Genomic DNA, 18,362 nt, shown 5'->3' with positions numbered 1-18,362 from the left:
TTCCCAAGACACAGGTCATCTCCTTGGCGATGAGCAATGTGTCTATTAAAAAGTGTCCACCATGTCTCCGAACACCTGTCCACCATGTCTCCGGTACATACATAGTGCAGGCGAGAGGGAGTGCATTCGAGTGGTGTCGGCAGCGGGGAGGGGTTAAAGAAATGAAGGGGCTAAGCCGATAGGCTTGCGTCTGTATTGATGCCAAACATGAACGCTGGAGTATGAAATGCCGTTGGAAAGATCGCGAATTGGCGTGTTCGCCGCACTTATTGGCTGCACTCTTGCATCGACCGCACATGCTGCCAGCGAACATGAGATGGCCGTCGGTGGTGCAGCTCTCTACCAAGTCTGCGGAGAGAAGCATCCAGAAAAGGAGCTTTCTTTAGAGCAATTCATATCGCTACATCCACACATGTCGACTCAATTAGCAAACGACATTCGGGAATTCTCCTCGCAGCCAAAACACAAAGCGGAGCTTGAGCAAATGGTTGTACGCATGCGGACCGAGGCCACCCAAGAATTACTTGAAGTGATATGTGATAGCTATTACCGAGATGCAAAGGGGCGGGAGTAGGCCACAGTTTTCTTTCGCATCGGGGTGTGATCTGACCGGGGCTCAACCGGCATTAAGCGGATGGGGCAGTCCTGAAGACTTCCTGTTGGCACATCCGCCGCCTGAGGCTTGGCCTCAGATCACACCCCGATGCGCTCTCATAGAGAGGATCGGGTAGTTAACGACAGGCTGCGTGGCGCTGGTTGTTTAGCCCGTAGCGCTGAAGGCTGGTAGCATCGAACTCCTTTTCGGAGCGCGCAATTGCTATGCATCAGGTTGTTGAAAGGGCGTTGAACGTGATCGCAGCAGAGAGCAGCGAGCCCGAATACACTGAAGCGTTCAGCGCTGCGCGGGCAGTCGTCCTTGAGTTTGGGGAGGAAAATCTGGCTGACCGGCTTTTTGCCGATATTCCCGATTCAATCTCTTTCATGCAGGTGGCCCGGCTATTCGACTTTCTTGCCTGGCAGACGGAGGACAACGGGTCAGCGATGACTCGCGCTATTGAGCGTTGGCTGGTAGAAGGCACCAATTTGCGCAAGGTTCAGATCGCTCTCAATCTCGACGTCTATCCGTTTCTGGACGAGCGCGAGATGGATCGAGTGCTGTCTGATGTGGCTGTATCACTCCCGGAGATGGCTGATAGATGCCAGCAGATAATCAGCTCTCGGAAAAGTTGGTAGCACCTGGTCTACATCCCAAAGCCCGCTCTTAGAACCATCCCTTTCAAGGTCTTCTCGTTTTGGCGGCCTTGATTACCCTGTCCGTTGAAACATGAGCATGCACCGCTGTGCTTTGGACCCACGTCTTAGGCTTTGGCACCTTGGAGCCTCGGGGGCTTTTCACAACTTGTTTTGGCTGGATGTTTCTGGCTAGTTCCAACAAGCGCTGAACCAGTTTTTCCGCAGGGATAGCCATTCGCATTTAAGGAGTCGAGTGCATGGAGTTATTGCAGCGCCTGCTCGACAAGATCGACAGGTTTGAATTGCTGATCGCAGGACTGGTCGGCGCTGTCGTCGCAAGCTGGTGGCACAAAGACGATCTGGCCGACTGGCGCGCCTGGCTGATCTTCCTGATCACCGGCATCGCTTGCTCGCTGTACCTGACGAGCAAGGTCAGCACCTATCTGGGTGTGACTGAGCCGAAGAATGTCGCGGCATTGGCTTCCTGCTGGGCACCTTCGGCGGATCGCTCTTGCGGCCATCAACCGAGCCATCAGAGCCGCTGACCTCCGGGTGCTCATTCGCCAGCGGTTCGGGGGAGGCAATCCACCATGAGTTTTGAACTGATCAACTCTATCGCCTGCGGCTTTATTGCCTTGTGGGCGACTTGGTGTGTTCTGAGCGGTCGAGTGCGGGACGGAATCCTCGGCAAGCTGATCTAGTCAGCGATCGCCATCAGCGGGTTTGTGGTGATGAGCCGCAACCAGAACATCTTCATCATCGGCCCGACCACCGCCGGGATCACGCTTCACGTCTCGCTGGCCCTTGCCGGTATGCGTCACATCTTCATGGTCATCTGGTGGCGGCGGGTGAAGGCCTGGCTGTGCCGAACGCTAAACTGTGAGCATTGCATGCGTTGTGAAAAGGCGCCGGGCGGGATCGAGCGGCGCGGCAAGTAGGTCACGCCACCATCTCATCGAAGTAGTCAGTGTAGTTGCTACTCGAAACGAGCCTTCTTGATATCGCCGTGCTTGTTCTGCAGGTAGATGGAATAGGGCAGCACGACAGTGTCTGTAACCGCTGAGAGCCCCATGTCGAGAACAATAAGTGCGGGCGCAGGGTATCCATCGAAACCAGTGCTACGCCGTGGTTCCGCGTCTAGCGTGCAGTAATTAAAGACTGTACCGCTGTAGATTCGCGGAACCGAGTCACAATGGGAATGCCAACGAGCCAGTTTATTGCTAGCCACGGCATCGTCCCGGAAGGTCGTGTTGATTGTTCCGCACCCGGTCACTGAAGCGGCCGCGAGCATCAAAACAATGTATCTGAAGGTCATTGGTCGATTCCGTTCGAAAGAAATGAATGGTAGCTGTTTATCTGGAGTGAAGAATTCCAATTTTCCAGGTCGCGACACGTTTCGCGAATCAGCAAATTGTGTCGCGACACGGGAGCAGCGCATGACCGCATAAATTCATGACATTGGGGATCAGCGATCACACCTGACCGTAACGGCTGAAGACGGTGTCCACGTGCTGCCCTGTGACCTTGTGCGTTCAGTGATCGCCGGCGAAAAACCATCCGCAATCCTGACAGAGCCAGTCATGCGCCGGATCATTGAAGAGTGGTTCGGAATGGTGATGGTGCGGTAGGCGTGCCGCAGGGATACTGCGGCTTTGACTTGGTTACTTGTATGCGAAGGTAATCTTAGCGCTGACTAGAGCCTGTCCGTTGATTGTTACCTTGCAGAATTTCACGGGGGTGGATTTTGCCCCGTCGGCCTCATCTGGCTCGCATTCAAGAAGGCCCGTCTTGTCACCGAATGGCAGTTGTTCGCCCTTTGTGGCTTTACTGAGGTCTATTCGGAACGGTTGACGGTAGTTCACGCCTGCGAGAACTTGTGGCTCGCCATCGCTCAGAAAGCCCGAGCGCGGAGTGGCGCACAGAGTACCTACAATCCGCTTGCCATCAATAATGTTGGCATCTGTGTAGCAAACAATTTTTCCAGCCTCGGTGACGAGATTAGAGGGACCCAAGTTGGTCCAGGTCTCTTCTGGAATCGCGACGCATCCGAAGAGAGTTGCGGCAGCAGTCCGGGTCGATCTACCACGCTTAGGACCGCAAGCTGAACCAGTGCTTCGACACTGTGCTGCCCGGTGAGCCGCTGTTTATCGGCATGGACTTCAACGTCGGCAAGATGGCGGCGATGTTTTTAACCTTGACGAAAAATCAGGCCCAGCCCCGCGCTGGGCTTTTTTGTACCTGCTGTTCGGCCAGAAAACAAAAAGCCCAGGCATACCCGGGCCAGTTGAGGGAACACATTCAGCGCGAATCAACCTCTTTTGCAGCCTGGGCGTTTGATCGTTCCTTGCGCCTGCGCAGCCAGCTGAAGAATGCATGTACCGGGTGTAAAAACGCAGCCAGTACGCACAGTAGCATGATGGTGAAAATGGCAATCAGCGGGAGGCTTTCGTGCGAGAACATGGTGGGGTACTCCTGTAGGCACTATGTTGGAACCCGCAGGCTAGACGCTTTGAGCCATGCTTGCGATGAACGTATGTTCATCCTTGGGCGCTTGAACTGTGCTACGGAGGGCTCACCAAAATGATCAATTGCAGAGGTGCGCGAGCGCCGGCCTTCAGTAAAGGCCAGCGCTGTGCGTGGAGTGATTACGCAGGTGTGTTATTAGCTGCGCTTGGGCAACTTCCAGTTCGGACGGATGAAGTGGCAGGTGTAGCCATTCGGTATCCGCTCCAGGTAGTCCTGGTGCTCAGGTTCCGCTTCCCAGAACGGCCCCGCCGGTTCGATTTCGGTGACTACTCGGCCCGGCCAGAGACCGGAAGCGTCAACGTCGGCGGCGGTATCCTCGGCGATGTCGCGTTGCTCTTCGCTGAGATAATAGATCGCCGAACGATAGCTGGGGCCGAGATCGTTGCCTTGGCGGTTGGGCGTACTCGGATCGTGGATCTGGAAGAAGAACTCGAGGATCTGCCGGTAGCTGATCACCGCCGGGTCGAAGATGATTTCGATGGCTTCAGCGTGGTTGCCGTGGTTGCGGTAGGTGGCGTTCGGTACATCGCCGCCGCTGTAACCGACGCGGGTTTCCAGCACACCGGGATAACGCCGCAGCAGGTCCTGCATGCCCCAGAAGCAGCCCCCGGCGAGAATCGCGGTTTCGGTTTGTCCGGTCATGATTTTTTGCCTCTCGGTGACTGTGGATACGGTTCTGGTTATGAGGGCGCATTGGCTATTTGCAAGCTTGCCTCAGGGCTACGGGCTGCTCGAACCGGTGTTTTCAACAAAAAGCCCTGACGATAAGGTCAGGGCATTGATGGGTTCGAGCGGTGAGTTCGGGACAATTCACGTCGAGTGATGGACTTTAAACACGACATCAATCGGTTATACGAACGCTTGCCCGAAAAAGCCCCTTGGCAGGCGCTGCGGCCCGGCCAGCGCGGTCAGGCGTTCGATCCACTCCGAACGCCAGTTCGACGCACCATGATCAGCCTTGGTGTGGCGCGCTGCGCGGCGTGCGGCATTGCGCTGGGTCTTGCGTGCTTCTTTGTAGGCGTCGGTGTTGCGGCAGCTGCGGCATTTGACGCGATTGAGTTCCAGGCTTGAGGCAAGGTTGCTGCCCTTGTGACCACAAGCCAGATGTCCTTCTGTTTTGAAATGGATAACCATGAACCGTCTCCTGGGTGACGTGTACAGGTTTTGACCGCCCACACCTCGGGGCGTTCGGTACATCGGCCAGACGGTACGCCGGTTAGCTGTCGTTTATCGCGGTGCAGTCATCTGAAACGTGGCAGTGGCCGTTCGACCGGTTGTAGCGACGACAGGGTGCTGCGGATCAGCGGTGTGTCTTTTTCGATGTCGTTCAGTCGATCGCGGATGCGCAGGGCAGTCGGATGGCCGCCTTGATGATCGACCCAGTCGGCGATTTCCTTGCAGGCCGCGGCAAGTCGCGCCTGACGAGAGTCGAGCAAGGTGAGGAGGGTGGTGATGGACTCTTTTTCGGACATGGAACACCTCCGTTCAGACAAACCGTTGAGAGGCAGCAAAAAGCCCGCGGGCTGCGAGCTCTCTGCCGTTGGGGCGCTGGTCCGTCAGCTGCTTTGAGTATAGACCTCGCCTGTCAATTGCATCAGCCGGCCGATTGTCGCGCCGGCAGCGGCGAGCTGGCCGCATTGAGCCGTCGGCATTCGCGTCGGGCATCTTCCTCAAGATCGTAGCCGTCGCCGATGAAGCCGCCGGTGCGGGTGTCGTTGATCCGAAACCAACTGCTGGCCTCAGCGGGTTCATGTTGGCTTTCCCCGGCGCGGCGGCCGTGAATGATGATCTTGTTGCAGCGCTTCACGACAAATATGTCTTCCATGGCGTCACCACAGCAAATAGGTGTCAGATCAACTATAGAAGCCTTGGCCAATCGTGCAAAAAATAGCCAGTCAGTTCGTCGGTTGCAGCCGCCACTCTGTGGCATGCCAATCCAGGTGGTGCGTCGGTTTCAACGCCTGTAGAAACTCAGTGTCGTGGGAAACCGCAAAAATTGCGCCGGGAAACGTCTGCAATGCCTGCTCGAAAGCCTGAACCGATGGTAGATCCAGATGATTGCTCGGCTCATCGAGCAGCAACAATTGCGCAGGTGTCTTGCCCCACAAGGCCACCGCCAGCGCGGCTTTCAAACGTTCTCCACCGCTCAGTGAAGCGCTCGCTCGAGTGACCCGCTGCGCGTCCAGTTGCAGATGCGCCAGATGGCTGCGCAATTCGCTCTCACTCAACGGACTCTGCAGCGCGAGCAGTTGCTCGATGACGCTGAGACGGTCATCCAGCAGCTTCAGATGCTGGTCCAGATAAGCCGCAGGAACATGGGTGATGCATTCGCCGCTGGCGGGATGCATTTGACCTGCGAGCACTCTGAGCAACGTCGATTTGCCGCAGCCATTCGGACCAATGACGGCGACGCGCACAGGACCGCTCAGCGTGAGATTGAACGGTTGCGCCGGCAGCCATGGCAGGCACGTATCAATCAACGAGCAGACTCTGCGCGCAGCAGGCACTGCGCTGCCGGGCAGGTTCATCAGCACCGCATCATCCGCGAGCACTTTGGCATAGGCATCGCGCACCCGTGCATCAAGCTCCGATTTGCGCTGCTGATGACCATGACGCACCTGGCCCATGATCTGCCTCGCGGCACCTTTCAGGCCGGCGCGCTCGAAGCCCGAGACGTTGGCGGTTTTGGCATTGCGCAGTGAGCGGGCGGCATGCCGCTGGATGGTGTCGTGCTCGTTTTGCAAGCGCTGCTGCTCGCGCCGGCGCTCGGTTCGGCTTTGGTCCAGCGCCGCTTGCGCCGTTGCCTGATGGATTTGCCGTTGCTGCTGGTAAGCGGAAAAATTGCCGCCGTACACCGTGACACCCAGCGGCGTCAGCTCGACGATACGCTGCATGCGCTCAAGCAATTGCCGGTCGTGACTGACGACGATCAATCCGCCGCGCCAGCGTTCCAGTTCGCTCATCAACCAGTCGCGGCCGGGGCCGTCGAGATGATTGGTCGGCTCATCCAGCACCAACAGGCGCGCCGGACTCAGAAACGCCCCGATCAAGGCCAGCCGTGCCTGCTGGCCACCGCTCAGCGGTTGGGTCAGATCCGTGGGAGCAATGTCCGGCAGACCGGCGTTATCCAGCGATTGGCGCAGGCGTTCGGGCAGATCCCAGCGCTCGCCGAGGATGTCGAAATCCTCTGCTGCCGCCTCGCCAGACTGCAGCCGTTGCAATGCGCGAAGGGCGTCGGCGGTGCCGGTGGCGTCGGCCACGGTCTGCCGCGCATCGGCGGTGAATGTTTGCGCCACATAAGCCAATGGCACCGAGCAGGTGACGCTACCGGCAGTCGGTTGTAAATGTCCGGCAATCAGCTTGGCCAGCACGCTTTTACCGACGCCGTTGCGCCCGACGATGGCGGTGTGGGTGTGATCGAATTGCAGATTCAGGTCGTTGAAAATCGTCTCGCCATTAGCGAACTGAAAACTGGTTTGATTCAGGGAGACGAGGGCAGGCGTACGCGAGACGTGAGTCATCGGCACCTCCGAAAAATGTCGTGAAGACTGACAGGCGCTATTCAGCGCTTATCGCGATTACATTTTCAGAAGGCTTGATTGTTCACTGTCTGCGGTCGTCCTGAAGGGGGGAAAGGTGACTAGCCTAGATCACCCATCCGCCGCGATCAAGACGCGTCCATCATTTGCTCGAGAAACATCGCCAGCGCCACTTCCTCGGAGCGCAAGCCCTTGCGCACCCTAGGGCGTGGCAGTTCGGCCATCGCACCGAGCAGGAAACGCTCGACCACGGCCGGATGGATGTAGCACTTGCGGCACACCGCCGGGGTGTTGCCCAGCTGTTTGGACACGCTCTTGACCATCTCCACCACGTGCCGTTTCGCCTCGGCTTCCGACTCCCATTGCAGTTCGCGTAATACCGCCAAAGCCAGTGCGCTGCCGGCCCAGGTGCGGTAATCCTTGGCGGTGAAGTCAGCGCCGGTGAGGGTTTGCAGGTAGCTGTTGACGTCGTGGGAACTGACGGTGTGCCGCTCGCCGTTTTCGTCCAGATACTGAAACAGATTCTGTCCGGGGATTTCCAGGCAGCGCTTGATGATGCGCGCCAGGCGACGATCCTTGACGGTGATCTGGTGTTCGATGCCGCTTTTGCCGCGAAACTGGAACAGGATCGCGCTGCCGTTGACCTCGACATGTCGGCTGCGCAGGGTGGTCAGGCCATAGGAACGGTTGTCCCGCGCGTACTGGGTGTTGCCGACGCGGATCAGCGTGGCGTCGAGCAGCGTGATGACCGTGGCCATGACTTTGTCGCGGCTGAAGCCGGGGGCGTCCAGCAGGGTTTCAAGCTGTTTGCGCAACTTCGGCAATGCCATGCCGAACTCACGCAAGCGCGAGTACTTGTCGGCATCGCGCACCTCGCGCCAGCGCGGGTGATAGCGATACTGCTTGCGGCCCCGGGCATCGCGTCCGGTGGCCTGCAAATGGCCACGCGGATCGGCGCAGATCCACACGTCGGTGTAGGCCGGCGGCACTGCCAGCGAATTGATCCGTTTGATCTCATCAGGGTCGGTGATGCGCTGCCCGGCCGGATCGAAATAGGCGAACTTGCCACGCAGCTTTTTACGGGTGAGGCCGGGTTGGGTATCGTCGACGTAATGCAGGTCGGGCGGTAAGACGTCGGCTAGTGCGGTGTCGGGCATGGCGGTGTCCTTGGCGAATCGCTCTGTTACAGCGATTGACCGCGCGCCGTGGCCGTCGTGCCAACCAATTCAGGCCAGCACGGCGACAGCCTTGATCTGCGCCCACAAATGCTGGCCCGGGTGGATGCCGAGCTGATCCCGGGAAAACCGCGTGATCCGCGCCAACAGCGGTGTGCCGCCGGCATCCAGACGAATCAGCACATGCGCGGCATTGTCCGCCGCCAGCTCGTTGACCACGGTCACCGGCAAGCGATTGAGGATGCTGCTGGCCTCGCTGTTGTGCAGGGCCAGACTGATATCGCGGGCGTGCACCTTGCAGCGCAGGGCCTGACCGACTGCCATCGGCGCGTGAGTCACCCGGATGTTCATGGCAGTCGCCGGCAATTGCAGACTCAGCAACTGGTACTCGGCATCATAGGCGCTGACCTGGCCTTCGATGATCACTCCGGCGTCATCGCCCAACGCCATTGGCAGGTCCAGCCGGGCAAGGGTCTCGCCAATCGGGCCGCTGGCCAGGGCCTTGCCGTCGCTGAGCAGCACCAGATGATCGGCCAGGCGGGCCACCTCATCCTGCGCGTGGCTGACGTAGAGCACCGGGATGTCCAGCTCGTCGTGCAGACGTTGCAGGTACGGCAGGATTTCGTTTTTACGCTGACTGTCGAGGGCGGCCAATGGCTCATCCATCAACAGCAGTTTCGGGCTGGTCAACAGCGCGCGGGCGATGCCGACACGCTGACGTTCCCCCCCGGACAGGTGTTGCGGATGGCGCTCCAGCAGATGGCCGATGCCTAGCAGCTCGGTGGCTTGCGCCATGTCGACCCGGCGCTGGGCCTTGGCAATGCGTTTAAGGCCAAATTGCAGGTTGGCCAGCACTGACAGGTGCGGAAACAAACTGGCTTCCTGGAACACGTAACCCAGCGCACGTTTGTGCGGCGGGACGAAAATCCGCCGTTCGCTGTCCTGCCAGATTTCGTCGTTGATCTGGATGAAACCCTGCTCGGCTCGCTCAAGCCCGGCGATACAGCGCAGGCAAGTGGTTTTGCCCGACCCGGAATGACCATACAGCGCAGTCACGCCACGCCCCGGCAAATGCAGATCGACATCAAGGCTGAAACCCGGATAAGTGATTTTCAGACGTGCATCAATCATCGATCAGCTCCAGCCCGCGCGGGTCTTGCGGCTGGAGTAGAGCGCCAGCAACACCAGAAACGAAAACACCAGCATCGCCCCGGCCAGCCAATGGGCCTGGGCATATTCCATCGCCTCGACATGGTCGTAGATCTGCACCGAGACCACGCGGGTCTTGTCGGGAATGTTGCCGCCGATCATCAGCACCACGCCGAATTCACCAACGGTATGCGCGAAACCGAGGATCGCCGCCGTCACGAAACCGGGGCGGGCCAACGGCAGGATCACGCTGAAAAAAGTGTCCCAGGGATTGGCGCGCAGGGTCGCGGCCACTTCCAGTGGGCGGGTGCCGATGGCGGAGAACGCGTTCTGCAACGGTTGCACCACAAACGGCATGGAATAGATCACCGAACCGATCACCAGCCCGGTAAAACTGAAGGTCAGAGTGCCCAGACCCAGCCATTGCGTGAAGTGGCCGAGAAAGCCATTGGGCCCCATCGCCAGCAGCAGATAGAAGCCGATCACGGTCGGCGGCAGTACGAGGGGCAGGGCGACGATAGCGCCGATGGGGCCACGCAGCCAGGAACGGCTGCGCGACAACCACAGGGCAATCGGCGTGCCGACGACCAGTAGGATAGCGGTGGTCAGGGACGCCAGTTTCAGGGTCAGCCAGATCGCCGCGAAGTCGGCACTCGTCAGCGACATTTAGAGCTGGTAACCGTAGGACTTGATCACCGCAGCGGCTTTCGGGCCCTTGAGGTATTCAACCAGCGCTTTGGCGGCGGCGCTGTCCTTGCCTTTGTTGAGAATCACCGCGTCCTGTTTGATCGGTTCGTGCATGCTCGCTGGAACGATCCACGCCGAACCGCTGGTGACCTTGCCGTCCTTGTAGATCTGCGACAGTGCGACAAAACCCAGTTCGGCGTTGCCGGTGGACACGAACTGGTAGGCCTGGGTGATGTTCTGGCCTTCGACGATCTTCGCCTTGGTCGCCTCAGTCAGATTGAGTTTTTCCAGCACTTGAGTAGCGGCCAGACCGTATGGCGCGGCTTTCGGATTGGCGATGGACAGGTGCTGGTATTCATTCTTCTTCAGGACTTCACCTTTGGCGTCGACATAACCTTCTTTCGCCGACCACAGCGCCAGGGTGCCGATGGCGTAGGTGAAGCGCGAACCCTTGACGGTGTCGCCTTCTTTTTCCAGTTTTTCCGGCGTGGTGTCGTCCGCCGAGAGGAACACTTCGAACGGCGCGCCGTTTTTGATCTGGGTATAGAACTGACCGGTGGCACCGTAGGCGGCGACCAGTTTGTGCCCGGTGTCTTTTTCGAAATCGGCAGCAATTGCCTGGATCGGCGCGGTGAAGTTGGCGGCAACGGCCACCTGCACTTCATCAGCCTGAGCGGTACCGAAGGCGAATACCGAAAGCAGGGTGGCCAGGCAGGTTGGGGCAAAACGTGGGGCACGAATGGTCATGTAACAGCTCCGTTATGGGCGAGTGCAGAGGGCAGTTATTGTTGGAGGTGGACTGCACCGATGCGAAGGGTGGAACGCTATATAGCGAAATATATAGCGAAATGCCGCTAAACAGGAAGTGCTGGTGAACACAGGGTGAGGTGGTGCCATGTCTCACCCTGCGCCGGATCAGCGGCGGAGCAGTTTTGCCAGAGCGCCATCCGCCAGTTGCCGGGTCAGATCAGCGCTGTTCAGCTCTTCGCCCAATGGGAACGCCTGACCGGCCCAGAGGTTGCTGAACTGCGCTTCACTTTTGGCACGCAACGGTATCAGCGCCCCGCCGGCCAGCGGGAAGGCCGGAGCTTTCGGTGACATCGGGCCGATTTCGCGCATCACCCGATTGAGAATGCCGCGAGCCGGGCGGCCGGTGAACAGGTTGGTAATCGCAGTTTCACTTTCCTTGGCGCTGCGCAGCGCCTGGTGATGCGAGGCGCTGACTTTCGCTTCCGGTGTGAACAGATACGCGGTGCCGACCTGCACCGCTGACGCACCGAGTACCAATGCTGCGGCGACACCGCGTGCATCGGCAATGGCGCCGGCAGCGATCACCGGCACCTTGACCGCATCGACGATCTGCGGCACCAGCGCAAAAGTGCCGACCTGACTGCTCAAATCATCGCTGAGAAACATCCCGCGATGCCCGCCAGCCTCGTAACCCATGGCGATGATCGCGTCGCAACCGTTTTGCTCAAGCCACATCGCTTCATCGACAGTGGTGGCGGACGAGAGAATTTTTGCGCCAGTGGCCTTGACCCGATCCAGCAGGGATTTTTCCGGCAGACCAAAGTGAAAGCTCACCACCTCAGGACGAAACTCTTCGAGCACGGCGCACGCTGCCGCATCGAATGGCGCGCGGTTGGAAACCGGTGTCGGTGCGTCGAAATCCACGCCCAATTCGCGGTAGTACGGCTCCAGCAGGTTTTTCCAGTCTTGCGCGCGCTGTTCATCGGCGGCCGGTGGCTGGTGGCAGAAGAAATTGACGTTGAACGGTTTGCGGGTGTGCTCGCGAATGGTCTTCAGCTCTTCGCGCAACTGCTCGATGCTCAGCATTGCGGCAGGCATCGAACCCAAGCCGCCGGCGTTGCACACGGCGATCACCATTGCCGAAGTCGTGGCGCCGGCCATCGGGGCCTGAATGATCGGCAGCTCGATGCCGAGCAGGTCAAGAATGCGAGTGTCAGGCCATTGGCTCATGAAAGCGGTTCTCCGAACGATGAAACGGGGCAGGGACGGCAGAGCCGGTTTTTTAACAGCAAAACCGGACTCGGGGCCAGTCTGAATTTTCAATGCAGCCATCAGCGGCGATGAAAACCGCCGCCCCCGCCGCCCCCAAATGAGCGGTTCATGACTTGCGAGGAGTTGTGAAAGTTGTTGGTGCGCTGGTTGCCGAAGTTGCGCGCAGCAGACTCGCGATTGAGGTTCTGCAGTTGCGCATTGTTGTTGACCGGCGCCGTGCGGGCCGGGCTGCCCTTGACCATCGATTGCCAGCCGTTGTCGGTTTTCTTGTAGACGTTGCCGTCGCGCCCGGCATAGACGTTGTCGCCAACCCGTGCGGCGCCGCCGTTGCGGCCTTTCACGCCGGCATACTGCGTGGTCTTGTCGGTGTTGGGGTTGTACACCGCGCCACGATTGGCGGTGACCTGGGTGCCGGTGCGAGCATTACCTGCGGTGACCCGGCCACCGGCGATGGCGCCACCATTCGGCCCGACCACTTCACCGCTGCGTCCAGCCGCGTAGTTGCCGGTGTAGGCGTTGTGCACCGCGCCGCGTTGGCCTGCCGCCGCAATGCCGGTGCGCGAGTTATAGGACGAGCCAACCTGACCGGCCCAGCGATTGCCGGTCCAGGCGTTGTATCCGGCGCCATAGCGACTCACCGTCGCGCGATCCCCCCACTGACGATAAATGTTGCCGGTGGTGCCTGCCCAGCCACCGGGCCCCCAGGTCACAGCACCGCCACGATAGCCATAAGCGGCGCCGCCCCAGGCCAGTGGCGCGGGGTACAGGCGCGGGCCCCAGGCGTAACCCCAGCCATAATTGCCCCACCATGGATAAGCGCCCCAGCCCCAACCCATCGCCACGGTGTTGCCGCCCCAGCTCCAGCCGAAGCCGAAACCGAAGGTCCAGCCTGTCCACGGCGTATAGCGCATGGCGACGCCGAAACCGTAGGTCACCGGTGGCCCATACCAGACGCTGCCGACCCACGGCGTGTAAGGATAACCGGTGCCGTAGACCACCACGCCGGTGGCCGGATCCAGATTCGACCCTTGATAACCCGGGGTATAGCCGACCACCACAGTGTCGCCGCTGGACTCATAGACTTTGACGTAGGTGAGGTAATGCATCGGCGAACTCGGCGGGATCGAATAGATCACCGCCGGCACCGAACTGGCGACGCTCCATGGCCCGTTCACCGAGGTGGCGCTGAACCAGATACCGTTTTCCACCGCATACCAGTTGTCGTTGTCGACACGAATAATCGGCGTCGCGCTGTTGACCACGTACTGCAGGGATGTGCTGTTGATTGCCTTCAACTGTGGCTCGCCATCGAACTGCGGTGCGGTCATTTTCACTGCGCTTTTCTTGATCGCCGAGGTTTGCGGGATGGTCGCCGCGATCGCGGCTTCCTTGGCCTGCGGTGTGCCGGCGACCGAAGCCTTGACGTTCTCTTTCGGGCTGTCATCCGGGATGTTGGCGAAATCTGCCGGCAGTTTGTCCGCCGGGGTAAACGTCCATGGGCCGCGCATGTCGGCAGCGCGAAACCAGCGCCCGGAGATCAGCACGTAACTGTTCTGGTCACCGATTTCCTTGAAGATGTGCCCGGTGGTGTTGCTCACGTAGAGCAGACTGGTGCCCTGAATCGGTAGCCACTGCGCTGCGCCGTCGGTGACGATCAGCTCAGTGGGCGTGGTGGCGATGAAAATTTTCGGCTGCGGCGGTTTGGCCAGATTTGGCACCTTGTCTTTCGGATCACTCTGCCCGGTCAGCAGATCGACCTGACGGCTCTGGATCGCCGCCTGTTTGGCCTTCTCCAGATCGGCCGGTGGTGTGGTCAGACGGGTGTATTCGCCGCTGAGGCTGTCAGCGACCATCCAGCCATCGAACACGTGCAGGTAGTGCTTGCCCTCGGCGTCCTTGAGCAATAGCGGGCGGGTGTTGATCACCCGCTGCAACGCAGTGCCGTCGACCGCACGGTACACGGCGTCGCCATCGATGTAGACGAGCAGCGCCGGGACGTCTGAACTGATGATCGTCGGCGGGGTGTTCTCCAGCGGCGCGCTGTCGGCTTTCTGCTCGGCTGACAGCACGCTGACGGCGGCTTCAAGTTGATCGAGGTAGATGGTTTTCTTGCGACTTTCGGCATCTTTCTGCAGCGCGCCGAGCCAGACGTCGGCCTGACTGGCGTCGGCAGGGAAGTCGGCCTTGATGATCTTGTACTGATCCAGTGCGACCCAGCGCGTGGCCTTGTCGACCAGCGTGTGCGCGCTGAACTGGACGATGCCGAAGGTGGGTTTGCCGTCGGCGCCGGTGGCTTCGACGGCAGCCCGGGCATTGAGGGTGTAGCCATCCCAGCTGTCGAGTTGCGGCTGGTAAACAGTCAGTTTGGCCTTGCCGCTGCTGATCACTTGCGGCCACGTCGGCGCGCTCGGGGCAGTGTCGGCAGCGACAGGTTTGCTGGCGGTAGCCGGGGCAGCCCAAGGGTTGCCAACCGTCAGCAGGCACAGCATCAGTATCGCAAGCAACGAGCGCGGGTAAGACATTGTCAGCTCCATCGACAGGGCCGCTTTCAGCAGGATGGCAGCGAAAGCACGACCGTCGAAAAAGCATAGCCGCCCGCTTCATAATTACCGGGCGGATTCGCGAATTGGCGCAAAGTCGGGTGGGGCAATGTGTTGCTTTGTGTTATTTCAGGGCACGAGGATCTGAACCCATTGATTGAGAGGCAGCCATGTTCAACGGCATTTTGATCGACAAAGACGACAGCGGTTACCGCGCCAGCCTGCAGCAGATCAGCGAAGCGCAGTTGCCTGAAGGCGACGTGACGGTGAAGGTCGCGTACAGCACGCTGAACTTCAAGGACGGACTGGCGATTACTGGCAGCAGCCCTGTGGTACGCAAGTTCCCGATGGTGCCGGGAATCGACTTGGCGGGCACGGTCGAGGTCAGTTCGCATCCCGATTACCGGGGCGGTGATCAGGTGCTGCTCAACGGCTGGGGCGTGGGCGAAAGTCACTGGGGCGGATTGGCGCAGAAGGCGCGGCTCAATGGCGACTGGCTGATTCCGTTGCCCAAAGCCTTTACCGCCGCGCAAGCCATGGCCATCGGTACCGCCGGCTACACGGCGATGCTGTGCATTCTGGCGCTGGAGCGTAACGGCGTGACCCCGGATCAGGGCGAAGTGCTGGTGACTGGCGCCAATGGCGGGGTGGGCAGTTTCGCCATCGCCTTGCTCAGCAAACTCGGTTATCGCGTGGTGGCGTCCACCGGCCGGGTGTCCGAGCATGAGTACCTGAAGCAACTGGGTGCCAGCGAGATCATCGATCGCGCAACTTTGTCTGAGCCGGGCAAGCCCTTGGCTAAGGAACGCTGGGCCGCAGTGATCGATTCGGTCGGCAGTCACACCTTGGCCAACGCCTGTGCCAGCACCCGCGCCGAAGGCACGGTGGCGGCCTGCGGTCTGGCTCAGGGCATGGATTTCCCGGCATCGGTGGCACCGTTCATTCTGCGCGGTGTGACCCTGGCCGGAATCAACAGCGTGACCCAGCCCAAGGCGCGGCGGATCGAGGCCTGGGCGCGTCTGGCCAAGGATCTGGACTTCGCTCTGTTGCCATTGATCAGTCATGAAATCGCCCTCAGCGAAGCCATCGACGCGGCGCCAAAACTGCTCGCCGGACAGCTTCGCGGCAGGGTTGTGGTCGACGTCAATCGCTGACAGAGTAGGCGTCATTGCGGCCCTGTGTGGCCGCACTTCTATACAGGGAGCCGCAATTTCGATGGATTTGAAACGACAGAAAATCGACGCCTTCACCGTTGCTGGCCTGCAGGTTCGCACCACCAACGCCGCAGAGCACCAACCCGAAACCGCGAAAATCGGCCCGATGTGGGGCCGGTTTTTCGGCGAGGAGTTGGCCGAATCCATTCCCGGCAAGTCAGCCCATTCGCCGATTTATGGCGTGTATTCGGCTTACGAGTCGGATGCTTCGGGTGCGTTTGACGTTACCGCTGGCGTTGCCGTGAATGCTTCAGTCAAAGACTTTGAGTCCGTGCGGATCGAAGCGGGCGAGTATCTGGTGTTCGAAGCGCAGGGGCCGTTGCCAGACGCGGTCATCTCGACCTGGGGAAAGATCTGGGACTTCTTTGCAGCCAATCCGCAGATTCAGCGCCGTTACGCTACCGACTTCGAGGCCTATACCGGCCCCGAGTCCGTGTCGGTCTACATCGGCGTGCGCTAAGACTGGGTTTCGCGTTCCAGCAACTGGCGCTTACGCTCCACGCCCCAGCGATACCCCGACAGATTGCCATCGCTGCGTACCACGCGATGGCAGGGGATCGCCACGGCCAGACGGTTGGCGCCGCAGGCCTGCGCCACGGCGCGCATGGACGTCGGCGCGCCGATGCGTTGGGCGATTTCGGCGTAACTGGCGGTGCGACCCACCGGGATTTCCCGCAGCGCCTGCCATACCCGTTCCTGAAATGCGGTGCCGCGCACGTCCAGTGGCAAGTCGAGGCCCAGCGCTGGCGCCTCGATGAAACCCACCACCTTGGCAATCAACTGTTCGAAGCCGGCATCGGCGCCAATCAGGTTGGCCTGACGGAACTGATCCTGCAGATCGCAGACCAGTTGATGCGGATCGTCGCCCAACAGAATCGCGCACACGCCGCGCTCACTCTGCGCCACCAGAATCGCCCCGAGCGAACATTGGCCAACGGCAAAATGAATGTCGTTGTTGCGTCCAGCCGCGCGGTAGTCGCCGGGTTTCATGCCCAGCACCTTGTCGGCTGCCTCATAAAAGCGGCTGTTGGAATTGAAACCCGCGTCGTACAGCGCATCGGTCACCGTGCCGCCATCCGCGAGCCGTTCACGCACCCGGCGCGAACGATGCGCCGCCGCGTAACCCTTTGGTGTCAGGCCGGTTGCGGCCTTGAACACCCGATGAAAATGGAAAGGGCTGAGGCCGGCGACCTCGGCGAGTTCATTGAGTGCGGGCACTGTTTCACTCGACTCGATCTGCCGACAGGCCGTCGCCACGGTCGCGGCGTGCTGACTGGCGACGTCAGTCTGATCCTTGCTTGTGCGTTTGCTTGGGCGGTAGCCCGCCGCTTCGGCAGCTTCGGCGCTGTCGAAAAATTCGACATTTTGCGGTTTGGGCAAACGTGAAAGGCTGCTGGGGCGGCAATAGACGCCGGTGGTTTTCACCGCATAGACAAACTGCCCGTCGGCCCGCGGGTCCCGTGCAACGACAGCGGCCCAGCGTGGATCGGTTTCAACGTTGATGAGGGGCGAAAGCTTTTTCATGGCGAGTAGTCCGTTGACCTCTTTGATTCAGGTTAACCAGCGGCAATGTTGGTAGCACTCCGGGCCTTGCGGTCAAACTTTTCAGATCACCCGGCGACACGCAAGGTCAGGTTGATCCGGCGTTCGCCCAACTGTGGATGCCGCCCGGGTTTGATCGGCAGCACGCCGTGAAAGCGCAAGCGATCGACCCCGCCCCAGACCACCATATCGCCATGCAGCAGAGGAATGCGCTGGCTCTTGTCGCTGCGGGCAAAACCACCGAACAGGAACATCGCCGGCAAACCCAGGGACAGCGAAACGATCGGCGCCGCGTAGGCTTTTTCGTCTTTGTCCTGATGCAAAGACATTTTCGCGCCGGGGACATATTGGTTGATCAGGCAGGAGTCTGGATGAAAGTCGGCAAATTCAGCGCGCTGTGCTGCTTTGCGCGCCAGTTCCGACAACACTTCTGGCATCGCCGGCCAGGGCTGGCCACTCAGCGGGTCGACGGTGCTGTAGCGATAACCGCTACGGTCGGTGATCCAGCCCAGGGTTCCGCAACTGCTGGTGCCCACCGACATGCTGAAACCGCCCGGGGTCATCATGTGGCGCAACGGTGCTACGGCGAGAATGGCTTCCAGCGCTGGCAACAGTTGATCGATCACCGGCAGGGCGAAGCCGCGCAACACCCACGATTGTTCGCCGATCTGCTCGGCGCGGGGTTGTTGCTCGGGTTCGTGGTCGGCGAACAGGTCGAAGGTGGTCGGGTGCATG

The 18,362-nt window shown here is 60.1% G+C and carries 20 protein-coding genes and 4 pseudogenes; 7 read left to right on the top strand and 17 right to left on the bottom strand.

The annotated features are described in order from the left end of the window. Positions 1 to 226 precede the first annotated feature (226 nt). Both E4T63_RS15115 and E4T63_RS15110 read left to right on the top strand, forming a co-directional pair. Positions 227 to 574: a hypothetical protein gene (locus tag E4T63_RS15115; protein ID WP_098964167.1), complete on the top strand. Its 348-nt coding sequence runs from the start codon at positions 227 to 229 to the stop codon at positions 572 to 574. 245 nt (positions 575 to 819) lie between these two features. Beyond that, on the top strand, positions 820 to 1,233 hold the full coding sequence (locus E4T63_RS15110) for a hypothetical protein (RefSeq protein ID WP_098964166.1): 414 nt from the start codon (positions 820 to 822) through the stop codon (positions 1,231 to 1,233). Positions 1,234 to 1,276: 43 nt separating this feature from the next. Here E4T63_RS15110 and E4T63_RS15105 read toward each other — a convergent pair. Then, a pseudogene (locus tag E4T63_RS15105) lies at positions 1,277 to 1,462 on the bottom strand (IS4 family transposase); the annotation flags it as partial. A gap of 28 nt (positions 1,463 to 1,490) precedes the next feature. Between E4T63_RS15105 and E4T63_RS15100 the strand changes: the two are divergent. Both E4T63_RS15100 and E4T63_RS15095 read left to right on the top strand, forming a co-directional pair. Beyond that, positions 1,491 to 1,827: pseudogene (locus E4T63_RS15100) on the top strand (MFS transporter). After that, positions 1,824 to 2,171, top strand: a pseudogene (locus E4T63_RS15095) (hypothetical protein). Before E4T63_RS15100 ends, E4T63_RS15095 begins: the two co-directional pseudogenes overlap by 4 nt. Positions 2,172 to 2,209: 38 nt before the next feature. On the opposite strand, the gene E4T63_RS15090 reads toward E4T63_RS15095, so the two are convergent. Both E4T63_RS15090 and E4T63_RS15080 read right to left on the bottom strand, forming a co-directional pair. Then, positions 2,210 to 2,524, bottom strand: coding sequence for a YceK/YidQ family lipoprotein (locus tag E4T63_RS15090; protein ID WP_227698870.1), 315 nt, complete (start codon positions 2,522 to 2,524; stop codon positions 2,210 to 2,212). Positions 2,525 to 2,894: 370 nt separating this feature from the next. Further along, a complete protein-coding gene (locus tag E4T63_RS15080; protein ID WP_098964163.1) occupies positions 2,895 to 3,245 on the bottom strand; it encodes a hypothetical protein in 351 nt (116 codons plus the stop codon). A gap of 11 nt (positions 3,246 to 3,256) precedes the next feature. Here E4T63_RS15080 and E4T63_RS28960 point away from each other — a divergent pair. Next, a pseudogene (locus tag E4T63_RS28960) lies at positions 3,257 to 3,457 on the top strand (terminase); the annotation flags it as partial. A 74-nt stretch (positions 3,458 to 3,531) separates the two neighbouring features. Here E4T63_RS28960 and E4T63_RS28545 read toward each other — a convergent pair. The 12 genes from E4T63_RS28545 to E4T63_RS15025 all read right to left on the bottom strand — a co-directional run bounded on the left by E4T63_RS28545 (position 3,532) and on the right by E4T63_RS15025 (position 14,853). After that, positions 3,532 to 3,693, bottom strand: a complete 162-nt coding sequence (locus E4T63_RS28545) for a hypothetical protein (RefSeq protein WP_166495875.1) — start codon at positions 3,691 to 3,693, stop codon at positions 3,532 to 3,534. Between the two features lie 201 nt (positions 3,694 to 3,894). Then, complete coding sequence (gene msrA / locus E4T63_RS15075) at positions 3,895 to 4,401, bottom strand: peptide-methionine (S)-S-oxide reductase MsrA (RefSeq protein WP_098964162.1); 507 nt, start codon at positions 4,399 to 4,401, stop codon at positions 3,895 to 3,897. 207 nt (positions 4,402 to 4,608) lie between these two features. Then, a complete protein-coding gene (locus E4T63_RS15070) occupies positions 4,609 to 4,893 on the bottom strand; it encodes a hypothetical protein (RefSeq protein ID WP_135295900.1) in 285 nt (94 codons plus the stop codon). A 107-nt stretch (positions 4,894 to 5,000) separates the two neighbouring features. Beyond that, positions 5,001 to 5,231 (bottom strand): hypothetical protein, encoded by a 231-nt coding sequence (locus E4T63_RS15065; protein ID WP_007964939.1) that lies wholly within the window; start codon positions 5,229 to 5,231, stop codon positions 5,001 to 5,003. Positions 5,232 to 5,353: 122 nt separating this feature from the next. Further along, complete coding sequence (locus tag E4T63_RS15060; RefSeq protein ID WP_007964938.1) at positions 5,354 to 5,584, bottom strand: hypothetical protein; 231 nt, start codon at positions 5,582 to 5,584, stop codon at positions 5,354 to 5,356. 70 nt (positions 5,585 to 5,654) lie between these two features. Next, positions 5,655 to 7,280: an ABC-F family ATP-binding cassette domain-containing protein gene (locus E4T63_RS15055; protein ID WP_135295899.1), complete on the bottom strand. Its 1,626-nt coding sequence runs from the start codon at positions 7,278 to 7,280 to the stop codon at positions 5,655 to 5,657. A 146-nt stretch (positions 7,281 to 7,426) separates the two neighbouring features. Continuing rightward, a complete protein-coding gene (locus E4T63_RS15050; protein WP_135295898.1) occupies positions 7,427 to 8,455 on the bottom strand; it encodes a DNA topoisomerase IB in 1,029 nt (342 codons plus the stop codon). 69 nt (positions 8,456 to 8,524) lie between these two features. Further along, positions 8,525 to 9,604, bottom strand: a complete 1,080-nt coding sequence (gene modC / locus E4T63_RS15045; RefSeq protein ID WP_135295897.1) for a molybdenum ABC transporter ATP-binding protein — start codon at positions 9,602 to 9,604, stop codon at positions 8,525 to 8,527. A 3-nt stretch (positions 9,605 to 9,607) separates the two neighbouring features. Next, entirely contained in the window at positions 9,608 to 10,288 is a 681-nt protein-coding gene (modB, locus tag E4T63_RS15040; RefSeq protein WP_003225407.1) for a molybdate ABC transporter permease subunit, read from the bottom strand. Further along, on the bottom strand, positions 10,289 to 11,056 hold the full coding sequence (modA, locus tag E4T63_RS15035) for a molybdate ABC transporter substrate-binding protein (RefSeq protein ID WP_134786500.1): 768 nt from the start codon (positions 11,054 to 11,056) through the stop codon (positions 10,289 to 10,291). Positions 11,057 to 11,224: 168 nt separating this feature from the next. Next, positions 11,225 to 12,289 carry an NAD(P)H-dependent flavin oxidoreductase gene (locus tag E4T63_RS15030; RefSeq protein WP_096796538.1) on the bottom strand — a complete coding sequence of 355 codons (1,065 nt, stop codon included), beginning with the start codon at positions 12,287 to 12,289 and terminating at the stop codon, positions 11,225 to 11,227. Positions 12,290 to 12,390: 101 nt separating this feature from the next. Further along, positions 12,391 to 14,853 (bottom strand): autotransporter, encoded by a 2,463-nt coding sequence (locus E4T63_RS15025; RefSeq protein ID WP_135295896.1) that lies wholly within the window; start codon positions 14,851 to 14,853, stop codon positions 12,391 to 12,393. A 188-nt stretch (positions 14,854 to 15,041) separates the two neighbouring features. On the opposite strand from E4T63_RS15025, the gene E4T63_RS15020 reads away from it, so the two are divergent. Further along, on the top strand, positions 15,042 to 16,025 hold the full coding sequence (locus E4T63_RS15020) for an MDR family oxidoreductase (RefSeq protein ID WP_135295895.1): 984 nt from the start codon (positions 15,042 to 15,044) through the stop codon (positions 16,023 to 16,025). 61 nt (positions 16,026 to 16,086) lie between these two features. Beyond that, entirely contained in the window at positions 16,087 to 16,545 is a 459-nt protein-coding gene (locus tag E4T63_RS15015; protein WP_135295894.1) for a GyrI-like domain-containing protein, read from the top strand. Here the strand turns inward: E4T63_RS15015 and ada are convergent. Beyond that, entirely contained in the window at positions 16,542 to 17,609 is a 1,068-nt protein-coding gene (gene ada / locus E4T63_RS15010) for a bifunctional DNA-binding transcriptional regulator/O6-methylguanine-DNA methyltransferase Ada (protein ID WP_135295893.1), read from the bottom strand. The two genes, E4T63_RS15015 and ada, sit on opposite strands and share 4 nt — an antisense overlap. 86 nt (positions 17,610 to 17,695) lie before the next feature. After that, positions 17,696 to 18,361: a DNA oxidative demethylase AlkB gene (alkB, locus tag E4T63_RS15005; RefSeq protein WP_096796583.1), complete on the bottom strand. Its 666-nt coding sequence runs from the start codon at positions 18,359 to 18,361 to the stop codon at positions 17,696 to 17,698. Position 18,362: the final 1 nt, after the last annotated feature.

It is taken from the genome of Pseudomonas fluorescens (genome assembly GCF_004683905.1).
Taxonomy (GTDB): domain Bacteria; phylum Pseudomonadota; class Gammaproteobacteria; order Pseudomonadales; family Pseudomonadaceae; genus Aquipseudomonas; species Aquipseudomonas putida_A.
The sequence above is the reverse complement of the archived record's forward strand: the minus strand, read 5'-3'. Positions and strand labels throughout refer to the sequence as shown.